The sequence below is a fragment of the Hyunsoonleella rubra genome (genome assembly GCF_042684665.1).
Taxonomy (GTDB): domain Bacteria; phylum Bacteroidota; class Bacteroidia; order Flavobacteriales; family Flavobacteriaceae; genus Jejuia; species Jejuia rubra.
In genome coordinates this window covers 660412-673837 of sequence record NZ_JBHULY010000005.1, presented here as the reverse complement: position 1 = coordinate 673837, position 13426 = coordinate 660412, and the positions used below count along the sequence as shown (strand labels likewise).

At 39.3% G+C, this 13426-nt stretch carries 13 protein-coding genes; 10 read left to right on the top strand and 3 right to left on the bottom strand.

All coding sequences use genetic code 11. The annotated features are described in order from the left end of the window. The first annotated feature begins 26 nt into the window (after positions 1 to 26). From ACFSR8_RS03745 to ACFSR8_RS03715, 7 genes are all read left to right on the top strand, one after another. Positions 27 to 1055: a rod shape-determining protein gene (locus tag ACFSR8_RS03745; protein ID WP_186560187.1), complete on the top strand. Its 1029-nt coding sequence runs from the start codon at positions 27 to 29 to the stop codon at positions 1053 to 1055. Positions 1056 to 1075: 20 nt separating this feature from the next. Next, entirely contained in the window at positions 1076 to 1894 is an 819-nt protein-coding gene (gene mreC, locus ACFSR8_RS03740; RefSeq protein WP_380289152.1) for a rod shape-determining protein MreC, read from the top strand. Then, positions 1887 to 2393: a rod shape-determining protein MreD gene (locus ACFSR8_RS03735; protein WP_380289150.1), complete on the top strand. Its 507-nt coding sequence runs from the start codon at positions 1887 to 1889 to the stop codon at positions 2391 to 2393. The genes mreC and ACFSR8_RS03735 overlap by 8 nt, the downstream gene beginning before the upstream one ends. Beyond that, a complete protein-coding gene (gene mrdA, locus ACFSR8_RS03730; protein ID WP_380289148.1) occupies positions 2390 to 4333 on the top strand; it encodes a penicillin-binding protein 2 in 1944 nt (647 codons plus the stop codon). Before ACFSR8_RS03735 ends, mrdA begins: the two co-directional genes overlap by 4 nt. Further along, a complete protein-coding gene (gene rodA / locus ACFSR8_RS03725) occupies positions 4326 to 5603 on the top strand; it encodes a rod shape-determining protein RodA (protein ID WP_380289146.1) in 1278 nt (425 codons plus the stop codon). Before mrdA ends, rodA begins: the two co-directional genes overlap by 8 nt. Positions 5604 to 5729: 126 nt before the next feature. Beyond that, positions 5730 to 6353: a peptide deformylase gene (gene def / locus ACFSR8_RS03720; RefSeq protein ID WP_380289144.1), complete on the top strand. Its 624-nt coding sequence runs from the start codon at positions 5730 to 5732 to the stop codon at positions 6351 to 6353. A 109-nt stretch (positions 6354 to 6462) separates the two neighbouring features. Then, positions 6463 to 7131, top strand: a complete 669-nt coding sequence (locus ACFSR8_RS03715) for a hypothetical protein (protein WP_380289142.1) — start codon at positions 6463 to 6465, stop codon at positions 7129 to 7131. Positions 7132 to 7241: 110 nt separating this feature from the next. Here ACFSR8_RS03715 and ACFSR8_RS03710 read toward each other — a convergent pair whose 3' ends face one another. The 3 genes from ACFSR8_RS03710 to ACFSR8_RS03700 all read right to left on the bottom strand — a co-directional run bounded on the left by ACFSR8_RS03710 (position 7242) and on the right by ACFSR8_RS03700 (position 9766). Further along, positions 7242 to 8321 (bottom strand): hypothetical protein, encoded by a 1080-nt coding sequence (locus ACFSR8_RS03710; protein ID WP_380289140.1) that lies wholly within the window; start codon positions 8319 to 8321, stop codon positions 7242 to 7244. 109 nt (positions 8322 to 8430) lie between these two features. Next, positions 8431 to 9204: a hypothetical protein gene (locus tag ACFSR8_RS03705; RefSeq protein WP_380289138.1), complete on the bottom strand. Its 774-nt coding sequence runs from the start codon at positions 9202 to 9204 to the stop codon at positions 8431 to 8433. After that, the gene (locus ACFSR8_RS03700) at positions 9191 to 9766 is read right to left on the bottom strand and encodes an RNA polymerase sigma factor (RefSeq protein WP_380289136.1); all 576 of its coding nucleotides are present in this window, start codon (positions 9764 to 9766) and stop codon (positions 9191 to 9193) included. The genes ACFSR8_RS03705 and ACFSR8_RS03700 overlap by 14 nt, the downstream gene beginning before the upstream one ends. A gap of 254 nt (positions 9767 to 10020) precedes the next feature. On the opposite strand from ACFSR8_RS03700, the gene ACFSR8_RS03695 reads away from it, so the two are divergent. The 3 genes from ACFSR8_RS03695 to ACFSR8_RS03685 are packed head-to-tail and all read left to right on the top strand — an operon-like array spanning position 10021 to position 13386. Beyond that, positions 10021 to 11463 (top strand): circularly permuted type 2 ATP-grasp protein, encoded by a 1443-nt coding sequence (locus ACFSR8_RS03695; RefSeq protein WP_380289134.1) that lies wholly within the window; start codon positions 10021 to 10023, stop codon positions 11461 to 11463. Positions 11464 to 11473: 10 nt separating this feature from the next. Further along, positions 11474 to 12397, top strand: coding sequence for an alpha-E domain-containing protein (locus ACFSR8_RS03690; RefSeq protein WP_380289132.1), 924 nt, complete (start codon positions 11474 to 11476; stop codon positions 12395 to 12397). Between the two features lie 8 nt (positions 12398 to 12405). Continuing rightward, positions 12406 to 13386: a transglutaminase family protein gene (locus tag ACFSR8_RS03685; protein ID WP_380289130.1), complete on the top strand. Its 981-nt coding sequence runs from the start codon at positions 12406 to 12408 to the stop codon at positions 13384 to 13386. Positions 13387 to 13426 lie beyond the last annotated feature (40 nt).

Sequence of the window (13426 nt, the reverse complement as noted above, 5' to 3'; positions counted from 1 at the left end):
AAACCACCAAAAATTATTAATAGCACATGGGATTTTTTGACTTCCTAACTGAAGATATAGCCATAGATTTAGGTACCGCAAACACATTAATTATCCATAACGATAAGGTAGTTGTGGACGCACCATCCATTGTAGCCCGAGACAGGGTTTCTGGAAAAATTATTGCGGTGGGCCAGGAGGCGAGTTTGATGCAGGGAAAAACCCATGAGAATATTAAAACCATTCGCCCTTTGAAAGATGGTGTAATTGCGGATTTTGATGCTTCCGAGCAGATGATAAGTATGTTTATTAAAAACATTCCTGCCTTAAAAAAGAAGTTTTTCGCTCCTGCTTTGCGTATGGTGATTTGTATTCCATCAGGTATTACTGAAGTGGAAATGCGAGCGGTAAAGGAAAGTGCGGAACGTGTGAACGGTAAGGAAGTGTATTTGATACACGAACCTATGGCAGCTGCCATTGGTATTGGCGTGGATATTATGCAACCGAAAGGGAATATGGTGGTTGACATCGGTGGTGGTACCACCGAAATCGCTGTGATTGCCTTAGGCGGTATTGTTTGTGACAAATCCGTTAAAATTGCGGGTGATGTGTTTACCAACGATATTGTTTACTACATGCGCACCCAGCACAATTTATATGTGGGCGAGCGTACCGCTGAAAAAATTAAAATCCAAATTGGTGCGGCTACTGAAGATTTGGAACTACCTCCTGAGGATATGAGCGTTCAAGGTCGTGATTTGTTGACCGGAAAGCCAAAACAGGTCTCTATTTCTTTCCGTGAAATCGCAAAGGCATTGGACAAATCCATTTTACGTATCGAAGATGCCGTAATGGAAACCTTATCCCAAACACCTCCAGAATTGGCGGCGGATATTTACAATACTGGTATTTACTTAGCTGGTGGAGGGTCGATGTTGCGTGGACTGGACAAGCGTTTATCCCAAAAAACGGACTTACCAGTTTATATTGCTGAGGACCCATTGAGAGCTGTTGTACGCGGAACCGGAATTACGCTAAAAAACTTACCGAAATACAAAAGTGTATTGATAAAATAGGGCAACAACAGCCGTAACCCATGCAACAGATTATAAATTTTATAATACGGAACAAAAACTTTTTATTGTTCGCGTTGCTCTTTGGGATTTCCCTGATTTTCACCATCCAATCGCATTCGTACCACAGAAGTAAGTTTATCAATTCGGCCAATTTTTTATCAGGTGGTGTTTATAATTCGGCAAATAATATTAGTTCATATTTCAATTTAAAGTCCCAAAATAAATTATTGGCGGAAGAAAATAATAGATTGAGCACCATGCTCTTCAACCAAAATATGGAATCAGATTCCATTAAGACCGATAGCTCCTCAACTTTAAAATATAAATTTACCCATGCCAATATCATCCGAAACAGCTATGCCTTAAGTTCGAATTTCCTGTTATTGAACAAAGGCAAAAACGATAGTATTCAGGAGGATTTTGGGGTTATTTCATCCTTGGGACTAGTGGGGATTATTGACCACACCTCTGGCAATTACGCCACGGCCATTTCAATTTTAAATACCAGTAGCCAGATTAGTGCACAGTTACAGAAGACCAATCATTTTGGTACGCTGAAATGGGATGGTAAATCCCCAGAAATTGTGCAATTAATCGATATCCCAAAAGCGGCCACTTTTACAGATGGCGACACGATTGTGACTTCTGGACGCTCCTCTATTTTTCCGAAAGGCATTTTGGTCGGAACCGTTGAAAACTCTAAACTGGATGTAGCCGAGAATTTCTATGAAATCAATGTGCGGTTGTTCAATGACATGACCAATTTGGAACACGTTTACATTATTGAAAATAAGGATAGGGAAGAAATTGAAAACCTGTTGAAAGCCACAGATGAATAGCTTGATTACGGCACATATCATCCGGTTTGTCCTACTTGTACTTTTTCAAGGGATATTGTTCAACCACATCAATTTTTTGGGGTATATCAATCCCTATATTTATATCCTGTTCATTATCTTTTTTCCTGTAAAAAACAATCGGCTGGCCTTTATTTTTATAAGTTTCCTTTTAGGCTTAACCATTGATATGTTTGCCGATTCCGGGGGCATTCATGCTGCGGCCTCGGTGACTATTGCTTACGTCAGACCCGTCTTTTTGAAGTTTGCCTTTGGCTCTATGTACGAGCACCAAAACATAAAGTTTGACAATACCGATTTTAGCGCCAAAGTGGTATACATCGGCATCTTGACGATTCTGCATCACATTATCCTGTTTTCATTGGAAATTTTTAATATTTCCAACATACTATCCATCCTTCAAAAAACGTTATTCTCTGGAATATTTACTATCTTAATGATTGTGCTGTTATCCATCATTTTTAGTCGAAAAACCAAATGAGGCAACTTTTACTTTTCTTATTGGTCATTTTATGCGGTTTTACCTTTATAGGCCGGTTGTTTTATCTGCAAATTTATAAAGGCAGTTCCAGCAATCTCTATCAGGACAATGCCATTAGAAAAGTGTTTGACCTCCCCAAACGCGGTTTTGTCTACGACAGAAACGGCAAGCTTTTAGTGTCCAATCAGCCCTCCTATGATGTGATGGTGATTCCTCGTGAAGTGGAACCTTTGGATACGTTGGAATTCTGCAGACTGCTGAAGATTTCAAAAGAAGATTTCGTTAAGAAATACAACAAGGCACGTCACTATTCCCCAAGATTGGAATCCGTTTTTGTATCACATTTATCCAAAGAAGACTATGCCGTTCTACAGGAAAAAATGCGAAAATTCAAAGGGTTTTATATCCAGAAACGTTCGCTAAGGCACTATGAAACCACGATTGGGGCGAATGTTTTAGGTGATATTGGGGAAGTAAATAATCGCATCATTCAAAAAAATCCCTATTACCGTATGGGGGATTTGATTGGCAAACAAGGAATCGAAGCTTCCTATGAAAAAACCTTGCGTGGCGTAAAAGGCATAAAATTCATTCAAAAGGACAGGTTTAATCGGGATATTGGCCCCTATAAAGATGGGAAATTCGACACGATTCCTGTACAGGGAAAGGACATCACCATTACCATTGACGCCTCATTGCAGGAGTACGGCGAACTGCTCATGAAAAACAAACGAGGTGGCGCCATAGCCATTGAACCCTCATCAGGTGAAATTTTAGCTATGGTGGCCGCACCGACATACGATCCTAACCTGCTAGTTGGCCGGCAACGTTCAAAAAACTTTACCAAATTATATAACGATTCCATTGCGAAGCCTTTATTTAATAGAAGTTTGCAAGGTGTTTATGAACCAGGCTCCCCTTTTAAATTAATGAATGCGCTAATCGGGCTTCAAGAGGGTGTAATTACGCCAAATGAAACCGTGACGTGCTATATGGGCTACCGATACGGAAACCGTATTATGAAATGCCACTGCAATTATGGCACGAGGAACAACCTCATCGGGGGTATTCAGCGTTCGTGCAATGCCTATTTCGCAACAACATATCGAAAAATTTTGGACAAAAACGGCAATGCCTCCGAAGGCATCGATACGTGGAGCCAACATGCACAAAGCTTTGGTTTGGGCAACTTTTTGAATAATGATTTGTATGTGGGTCAAAAAGGTAGAATTCCCAATAGGGACTACTATAAGCGCATTTATCCAAAAACTTTTTATTCTACATATACCATTTCCAATGCCATTGGACAAGGTGAAGTAGCAACTACTCCGATTCAATTGGCAAACATGGCGGCTGCCATAGCCAATAGAGGGTATTATTACACCCCGCATGTCATCAAAAAAATTGAAGGCGAAACCCTCCCGGATAATTTTACAACGCCAAAATATACCACAATTGACAGGGAACATTTTGAGCCTGTAATTGAAGGGATGTACCAAGTTTATAAAAAAGGTACGGCAGCCTCAGTTCAAGTGAAAGACCTTGATATTTGTGGGAAAACTGGAACGGTGGAAAACTTTGTGAAAATTGACAGCATAAAAACCCAACTGACCGACCACTCCATTTTTGTGGCCTTTGCGCCCAAAGACAATCCCAAAATCGCCATTGCCGTTTTTGTGGAAAATGGGTATTGGGGTAGCCGATTTGCGGGCAAAGTAGCCAGTTTAATGATTGAAAAACACATTAAAGGCTATATCACTAGAACCGATTTGGAAGATTGGTTATTGAGACATTCGCTTGAGGACGAATATGCCAAACCTTATTCTGGAGAGCCTTTCAGAATCAATGGGGAAACGAAACTACAGCTTGTGGACGAAAAAGAATACCATCGCCTAAAGAAAGAATTGAAACGACTGAACTCAACTACGGAACATGGTTAGGGAAACAAACAAATACTTTAAATTCGATTGGGTAACCATTGTTTTGTTTTTGCTTTTAACTGGATTTGGCTGGCTAAATATTTTGTCGGCTTCCCATACCGGAAGCACCGTCAACTATTTTGATTTCTCCCAACCTTTCGGAAAGCAATTGATTTTTATTTTCCTTACGTTCATTTTGATTATACTCCTGTTGGCCATTGACGCCAAGTTTTATGAACGTTTTTCTAGTATCATTTATATCGTTTCCATGCTGTCCTTGGTTGGTCTTTTTCTTTTTGGCAAAACTGTAAATGGTGCAACTTCATGGTACGCCATCGGGAGCTTTACTCTTCAACCCAGCGAATTTGCAAAGGCGGCCACAGTTCTGGCTGTGTCGAAATACGTCAGTGATTTAAATACCAACATCAACAATTTTGGTGACCAACTGCGCACCTTTGCTATCATACTGATTCCGGCCCTATTGGTATTGCTTCAAAATGATACGGGAAGCACCGTTGTTTATGGGGCATTCTTTTTTGTCTTATACCGTGAAGGATTACCAAAGATCTACCTCATCATAGGCGTATTAGTTGTATTACTTTCTGTTTTGGCTTTAAAATTTGGAGCCATTATTACGACCATAATTGCAGCCGTAATTACATTAATTTTCAGGTTTTTCAATAAAAGAAAGCTGTCGATTTTACAATCGGCATTTGTTATTATTTTAAGTGCTTTACTGTGTTTTGGTGTACAATTCTTTTACAAGGACGTTTTAAAACCGCATCAGCAAGACCGAATTAGCTTATGGTTGCGTTTGGAAAAAGATCCTCAAAAACTCGAGGAAATGAAGCGCACCTTTGCATACAACCTCAACGAATCAGAAAAGGCCATAAGCTCGGGAGGATTTACCGGAAAAGGCTTTTTGGAAGGCACGCGTACCACCGGAAAATTTGTTCCCGAACAACACACCGATTATATTTTTAGTACCGTAGGCGAAGAATGGGGCTTTTTGGGCAGTACCTTCGTAGTAGTGCTTTTTGTGTTGCTATTGTTGCGTATTCTGCATTTAGCTGAACTTCAAAAATCACAGTTTAGTCGCGTATATGGCTATGGGGTAGCCTCCATTATTTTTATGCATTTTTTGATTAATATTGGGATGGTGATGGGACTCATCCCCACCATTGGTATTCCCTTGCCTATGTTCAGTTATGGGGGTTCGGGGCTTTGGGCCTTTACCATTTTACTGTTTATTTTTATTAAATTAGATTCCAATCGCATCAACGAATGGTAGGTCGATAATCGACATTTATGTATCTCACTCGAAAGTAAATTGTTGTAGAATGTCAGGTTGAGCCCTTCGACTGCGCTCAGGGTGACAAGTACGAATTTTTTAATTACGATAGTTACATCATTACTTATGAATAGAATTGTAATAATTGTATTATTCGGGATTTTCCTTATTGGATGTTCCGGTTCCAAAAACCTCAAAACCGATGGCTTTTCCCGAGAAGAAAAGCAACTTATTTTGAATGCCGATAGTTTGAAAGCTATGCGTGTTTACAAAATCACAAACAACTCCGATTCTCTTTTGTTGCGCAAAAAAAGCACTTATATCAAACCCGACCCGAACGATAAAGTGCTTCAGCAATTTGTAAAACGGTTGTATGCGACAGTCACCGATAGCATGTCCATGGGCGTGGGGATTGCAGCACCGCAAGTCGGTGTTTTAAAAAACATCATTTGGGTACAACGTTTGGATAAAGATAATCTGCCTTTTGAAGTGTACCTCAACCCCAAAATCGTTAAATATTCTGAGGGGACGCAAACCGTTAGGGAAGGTTGTTTGTCCATTCCCGATAGAAGTGAAACCCTTAACAGCCGCTCACAGGAAATTAAAATTGAATACGACACCATGCAGGACGAGCATCAATCTGAAAGCGTGGAAGGCTTTACGGCAGTTATCTTTCAACATGAAATTGACCACCTCAATGGGATTTTGTACTTGGACCATTTGGAGCGGGAGATGAAAAATGCCAACTAATAATGGCATAAACCACCACTTGACTTTGTAAAAATTTTCTACTACCTTCGCTTTACCGGCGATAAAGTTCATTAAAACCCAACTCTATCTTGGTGATAAGCGATAAAAAATGAGAACAGCTAGAATCTTATTAGCATTGGTGGAATCAATCCTTGCTTTCACAGGAATATGTTTCATTGGAGTGGTGTTTTATTCTCAACTTTCCGAGCCTTTCAATTGGATTGTCGCGATACCTTTTCTTCCCTTGGCAATCTATTTAAGTCTAAGAGTTTACAAAATGATTATCCGGAGAGGGTATCTAGAAACTGTCTCTGGAAATAATTCATCATATGACGCTGATGAATTAAAACCAACTCCTGGAAGTGGAATCACAGAAATAAAACCCGAAGAGCTAGAAAGTCATTTCGATAATGGTAAGATATTATTTTCGGAGGTAACGGTATCTATTTGGGGAGATTGGAATGGAAGACAGCTTAATTCAAAGCACAAATTAAGCGCCATTGAATTCGATGAGAATAAAGAGATTCTCTTTTTTCGTTTCTCAGATTTCTGTCAACTTCAAATTAGAAAACCTTCAATTATTCATTACACAAACAGCTATTTGAAAATTTTTAAAGCGAAAGAAATAAAATGGCAAGTTCCTAATGAAGAAGGAGATACCGAAAACTATTACTATTTGATTAATGGCAATAACATTCAAACTAAGTCCAATACAAATTGGCGACCGAAAAAAGAAGATTTTGGATTTGGCATGAACGCAGTTTATATTCAAGGGTAGAAAACTACCGCTAATAATTTGCTGTCTTTCGGCTACTACGGAAAAGTCCGTCGGACATTTTCCGCGAGCCATACACAAAGCCTTCGAGCAAAACAGCCAAAAAATCACCCTCAATCCATATCAAACCGTACCCCAATCGAGATATTATTTTGGTCAATCATTTGGTCTTTAAAAATAGGGGATAAATCATATTTTACGTAAAGGGCAGTATCTCCAAAGGCGATATAACCGCTAAGGCCGTACACAAAATTACTGGTGTTAAAACTACGTTTTTCTTTGTCCTTTATGCTTTGACCATCCAATTCGTATTTTAGTTTCTGGCGTGTACCGATATTAAATCCGGCGTAGCCCCCTACCCCAATTTTAAATTGGTTGTGCGTGGAATAACGGAAATAAGTATCCTTTTCAATCTTTTTAGAAGGCCCAAACTCAAAATGTACTGGAAACACCAAATTGCTTATGGTCAATTTGGACTTATCCAAGTTTTCTGGAAATTCCTCCAATCGCGTAGTATAGCCGTCCATTACAAAATACTGGTTGTTGTCTGGTTTTAGCCCATTGATCTGCACGGACGCCCCGTATTTAAACCTCATAAAATTGGTGTTTTGAAATACCCGTGTGCGCCAGGCCCAACCGATTTCAAAGAAGCGGGAACCGCCTATTTTATAGGGCGTATCGTCAAAACTTTGCCCATCAATAATGGCATTGTTAAACCCAAGCGCCAATACAAAATCGCTTTCTGTACGTCGGTCATACTTCTTCGGTTTATTTTCCTTTTTGATTTTGAATCCGGCAAAACTACCTTCGTCACTGCCAATGCTAATGCCTACCTTATCCAAATCTTCCTCATTAACGATAACATAGCCCTCGTCGTTCCGCTCTAAAAGCGCAATTTTATTGGACAAAATTGCGGTACGGTTTTCAATATTCAATGCCCGCTTTTTCGCCACTTTCATTTTTAGATCGCTGGCTTCCTCGGCAGTGATTTCACCCTTTTCCAATCGCAAATTTATAGCTTCTACCTCAAGCTTTAAATACTCTTTTTCCTCCGCTTCAATTTGGGCTTTTGTGGTTTTCAGAATTTTTATGCGCTTGGCATTCGGTGTTGCGGGAATACTATCCTGTGCGTTGATGAGGTGCACACTTAAACTTAAAATTAATAGAATAGAATACTTAATAATGGTTTGCATAACTGTTCGTTTTCGCCCACACTGGGCTTTGATTAATGATGAATTAATATTGATTGATGATGATTCTTATAATATTTTTTGAGAGATTCCTTCTTTCGAAGGAATTAGATTAATCATTCCGATGGGCGATAGCCGTTTTTACCGAGCCATAGCTTTTCCTGAGGGTTTCAAAAACCTTGTCCCTAAAGGATTTATCCAGTTCGAATTCTACTTCCTGCAGAAGCAAGGCAGCATCTACAACGGCTTTGTCCTCCCCCTTCATTCTGTCCAGAAGTATTTCGCGTTGCGCCACCTTCAGCAACGAATCGATATCCTCACTGGTAACACCCAAATCGGTTTCACTTAAATTAAAAATGGCATCCGCCACTTCCTGCGCTTTCTCTGTTTCAAAAGTTAAGGTCTCGCCATTTTTAATGGGTATCACTTCTTTTTCCAGTTCCTCCTTTTGAACGGTCTCTTCTTGAGCGACTTGCACCGAAGCTTCCTTTGGCATTAGTAATTGTTCCTTAGATTGCCTCTTAATCATTTGCTTGGAGCCCACTTTCTTTTGAACTGGAACTTCAGTTTCAACAGCAACTGTGCTCTTTTCAGCATTCACTACCTCAACATCCTGCTTCTTCTTGGGTTCAATAATACTATCCTTAGTATCCACAATCACAGGTGACTGCTGTTCCGCTTCCCCATTGAAAAATTGAAATGCAACAAATAATAGTCCTACAACACTGGCGGCCACAGCAAGCCACCACAACCCCTTGCTGTTTCTGGTGTCTCCATCTGCTTCTTCCAACCTGGATGACAGTTTTTCCCATGCACCCTCGGAAGGTTTAATTGTTCGCTGGTCCAACTTATCTTTAAAATCGTCTTCAAATTTAATGGGTGCCATAGCTTGTTTTATTTACTGTTTTTATCTGTTCCTGAAGCATCTTTCGTGCTTTAAACAATTGTGATTTTGAGGTGCCCTCACTAATATTGAGTGCATCGGCAATTTCATGATGCTTATACCCTTCAACAGCATACATCACAAATACGACGCGATAGCCTTCGGGCAGATTGTCAATAAGTCTTTGAATGTCGTTGACTTCCAAATCCGTCTGGAGACTTACACTATTGTCTCTCGAGCTTACATCTTCATCCGTCAAAAATTCTATCTGCTTCTTTTGTCTTAGATATGAAATTGACTCTCGTGCCATAATTCGCCGTATCCAACCTTCAAAACTGCCTTCGCCCTTAAAGCTCTTCAAATTTTGAAATACTTTAAAAAACCCATTCAACATCGCTTCTTCCGCCTGATGAATGTCCTTAATATAATACCGGCAAACACTCAACATTTTTGGCGCATGCATTTCATATAGCACACACTGCGCCTCACGATTATTTTTAATCGCTTTTTTTATCAATGCACCTTCGTTTTTATGCAACGGTATAACCTTCAAAAAAGATTTCATTAAGAGTTCTATGTATTAAGACGCCAATTTGTAAAAAAAGGTTGCCTGCAATATCAAATTTTTAGATTATGAAGTTATTCAAACTTTTGTTTAACTTTTTGAATTTCGTAATTAAGCAAATATTTTTTATTAAAAACACAAGTTTTCTTAAAGAATTAGATGTTTTCATAATTTATTCTTATTGAAATAGTTAAATCTTTGATAATACTTTAGCAATAGTTATATTTGAAAGAGGTAGATTTTTTTCAAAAGGAATGCAAAATTCTCCACTTTTTTCTTCGTACGATTTTCTCAAGGACACTTGGGACGAAATGTATTCTAGTGACACAAAACTAAGGACTCAGTACGAAACGATTATCGACTATCTAAAAAAAATGCCGATTGATGAACTGAGAAAAAAAGAGGACTTATCGAAGACCCTTTTTATGAATCAGGGTGTGACTTTTACAGTGTACAACGACAATAAAGGCATTGAAAAAATTTTCCCCTTCGATATTTTACCCCGTATCATTACCTATGACGAATGGACTAAAATTGAAAGAGGCATTAAACAACGCTTAATTGCCTTAAATCTTTTTATCAAGGATATTTACCATGATCAATTTATATTGAAGGATAAAGTTATCCCTTCAGAATTAATTTATTCTTGCCCATACTTTTTGAGGCAAATGAAGGATTTGGCGCCACCCTTTGATATTTATACCCATATTTCGGGGATTGACCTGATACGAAACAATGATGGGGAGTTTTATGTTTTAGAGGACAACCTGAGGACACCTTCAGGAGTAAGCTACATGCTGGAAAATAGGGAAATCTCCAAACGGATTTTCCCAGGAGTGCTACCTCAGAACAATGTGTTATCGGTTTCTAACTACCCTGACCTACTATACAAAAAACTGCAAGGTTGTAGCCAGCAGAGCAACCCGAACGTAGTACTGCTGACGCCAGGCATATATAATTCAGCCTACTACGAACACACTACGCTTGCCCGAATGATGGGTATTGAACTTGTGGAGGGCACGGATTTGGTGGTAGACAACCATTTTGTGTACATGAAAACCACCAACGGATTAAAGCGGGTGGATGTAATATACAGACGGGTTGATGATGATTTCTTAGATCCATTGGAATTTAATCCGAATAGCGTTTTGGGCGTGGCTGGAATCATGTCGGCTTACAGAAAAGGCAATGTTACCATAGTAAATGCCCCAGGTACGGGAGTGGCGGACGACAAAGCTATTTACATTTTTGTTCCGGATATGATTCGATATTATTTAAATGAAGAGCCCATTTTAAAAAATATTGAAACCTATCAGCTGGGCAAGCCCGATGAATTGGAGTATGTTAAAAAAAATATCTCAAAAATGGTCATTAAAAAAACCGATGGCAGTGGTGGCTACGGGATGCTCATGGGTCACGAGGCCAGCGACAAGGAAATTGAGGATTATTTTAAGGCCGTAAAAGAAGCACCATCAGCGTTTATTGCGCAACCAATTTTAAGGCTTTCCACCGCGCCATGCTTTATCGATGGCACATTATCCCCACGCTGTGTGGATTTAAGGCCCTTTGCCCTTTATGGCCCGGATGGCATAGACATCTGCCCGGGCGGCCTGACCCGAGTGGCCCTTAAAAAAGGCTCTTTGGTAGTCAATAGTTCGCAAGGTGGAGGCAGTAAGGACACATGGGTAATCAAATAATAAAATAAGTATGCTAAGCAGGGTTGCAAATAATCTTCTTTGGATGAACCGCTATATGGAACGTGGTTATGGCATCATTAGGTTGCTTAAGGTTAATTTTTATGCCAATCAGGATTCGCCAGAATTGTTCTGCTGGTCGCCAATTATCAAAAACTATACAGATCGTAGCAATACCTTTTACACCGAAAACACCATTGAATGTATCGATTTTATGGTATTCAATTTAGATAACCCGAACTCCATAATCAATTTGGTAACCAAGTCCCGAGAAAATGCCAGAAGTGCTCAGGAGCACATCCCACGGGAGTTGTGGTTGGGTTTGAACAGCTACTTTCTATATCTGACGGACCAAAGTTTACCTAACAAGCTACAGACAGAAGACCCTGTTGCTCTTTTGGACGGTCTTTTAAATTATCACCTGCTCCATTATGGCAATATAGACATCACCCAAGAACGCGGGGCAGCGTATTATTTTATGAATGTTGGGAAGTTTTTGGAACGTGTGACCCTTATTTCTGATTTAACCTCGATGAAACTACGTGAAATCGAAAAAACTTCGGATACTTTGGAACAAAGTTTCCATTGGAAAAATCTTTTGATCTCCATAGGAGCATCTCAATTGTTTTTGAAAAAATACAAATCAAATTTTCAAAGAGATTTGGTAATAAAAACCATTTTTCAAGAAGAACTCTTTCCAAAATCCATGTACTACTGCATCAACAAACTAAGCCGTCATATTCAGGAGCTTATCCGTCTGAAGGAATTGGAAGGCAATGAAATGGAATTTTTATTAGGAAAATTGGAAAGCACAGTAAAATATACTACTATTGATAATATCAACGAGCAGGGTCTGGACAATTTTATTGGAAGCATCAATGCGGATATTAGAAATATTTCCATGACCATTAACAAGGTTTATTTTTCCAAATACTAAAGGTTCGCATGTCGTTATACTATATCAAACATATTACCAAGTATGATTATAGCGGATACGTGTATGACGGAGCCAATCAGATACGGCTTTATCCTTTGAACAATGAGTTTCAGAAAGTGAACGAACAAAAGATAACCATTAATGGCAACCCAGATATCCATACATACCAAGATTTTTACTTAAACAAAGTGGGCTCGTTCTCTTTAGTTGAACCTCACAATTTCCTATCGATTGTTTCGGATATTGAAGTGGAAACCTTTCCCATTGTATTTCCTATGGATTCAAAGCCTGCCAAGGAGCAATGGGAGGAACTAAAAACTCTGAGATCGGACACACAATTCATGGATTATCTAAAGTACATCACCTTTGACGGTACCGACGAAATCTTTGAAATGATACGAACCAAAGACCTTTCGCAATTGACGCCCTATAAGATAGCATTGGAGTTTTGCGAGTTTATTTATACCAATTTCAAGTATCATCAAGGGGTTACCAATGTAGATTCCAAACTGGACCATGTCTGGGCTCTTAAGGCAGGCGTTTGCCAGGATTTTACCAACATTTTGTTACAAATGATGCGCATGCTAGGCATTCCAGCGCGGTACGTTAGTGGCTATATTTGTCCGGGTGGCTCAAAAACCCGTGGTGAAGGTGCCACCCATGCTTGGATTGAGGTTTTTATTCCATTTTATGGTTGGCTGGGATTAGACCCCACCAATAATTTGATAGCTTCGGACCACCATGTAAAACTAGCCGTTGGCAAAAACTATAAAGATTGTGCACCTATAAAAGGTGTCTATAAAGGATTGGTAAAAGACACGCTTTTTGTGAAAGTGCACATCAGTACAACAAAAACATTCGAGGAAGAAATTACTGTATCCCCCTATGACGTGGAGAAATCGAAAACAGAGGAAAAGCAAAAGCAAAAAAACAGTTATCGGCAACATTTGGAGTTCATCCAACAACAACAACAGCAACAACAACAGTAATCCTATTCTAATTGATTGTCATCAATCAAATATTCTAGGA

Coding starts and splice junctions, on each gene's coding strand:
- ACFSR8_RS03745 (WP_186560187.1), top strand. CDS start 27: ATGGGATTTTTTGACTTCCTAACTGAAGATATAGCCATAGATTTAGGT.
- mreC (WP_380289152.1), top strand. CDS start 1,076: ATGCAACAGATTATAAATTTTATAATACGGAACAAAAACTTTTTATTG.
- ACFSR8_RS03735 (WP_380289150.1), top strand. CDS start 1,887: ATGAATAGCTTGATTACGGCACATATCATCCGGTTTGTCCTACTTGTA.
- mrdA (WP_380289148.1), top strand. CDS start 2,390: ATGAGGCAACTTTTACTTTTCTTATTGGTCATTTTATGCGGTTTTACC.
- rodA (WP_380289146.1), top strand. CDS start 4,326: ATGGTTAGGGAAACAAACAAATACTTTAAATTCGATTGGGTAACCATT.
- def (WP_380289144.1), top strand. CDS start 5,730: ATGAATAGAATTGTAATAATTGTATTATTCGGGATTTTCCTTATTGGA.
- ACFSR8_RS03715 (WP_380289142.1), top strand. CDS start 6,463: ATGAGAACAGCTAGAATCTTATTAGCATTGGTGGAATCAATCCTTGCT.
- ACFSR8_RS03710 (WP_380289140.1), bottom strand. CDS start 8,321: ATGCAAACCATTATTAAGTATTCTATTCTATTAATTTTAAGTTTAAGT.
- ACFSR8_RS03705 (WP_380289138.1), bottom strand. CDS start 9,204: ATGGCACCCATTAAATTTGAAGACGATTTTAAAGATAAGTTGGACCAG.
- ACFSR8_RS03700 (WP_380289136.1), bottom strand. CDS start 9,766: ATGAAATCTTTTTTGAAGGTTATACCGTTGCATAAAAACGAAGGTGCA.
- ACFSR8_RS03695 (WP_380289134.1), top strand. CDS start 10,021: ATGCAAAATTCTCCACTTTTTTCTTCGTACGATTTTCTCAAGGACACT.
- ACFSR8_RS03690 (WP_380289132.1), top strand. CDS start 11,474: ATGCTAAGCAGGGTTGCAAATAATCTTCTTTGGATGAACCGCTATATG.
- ACFSR8_RS03685 (WP_380289130.1), top strand. CDS start 12,406: ATGTCGTTATACTATATCAAACATATTACCAAGTATGATTATAGCGGA.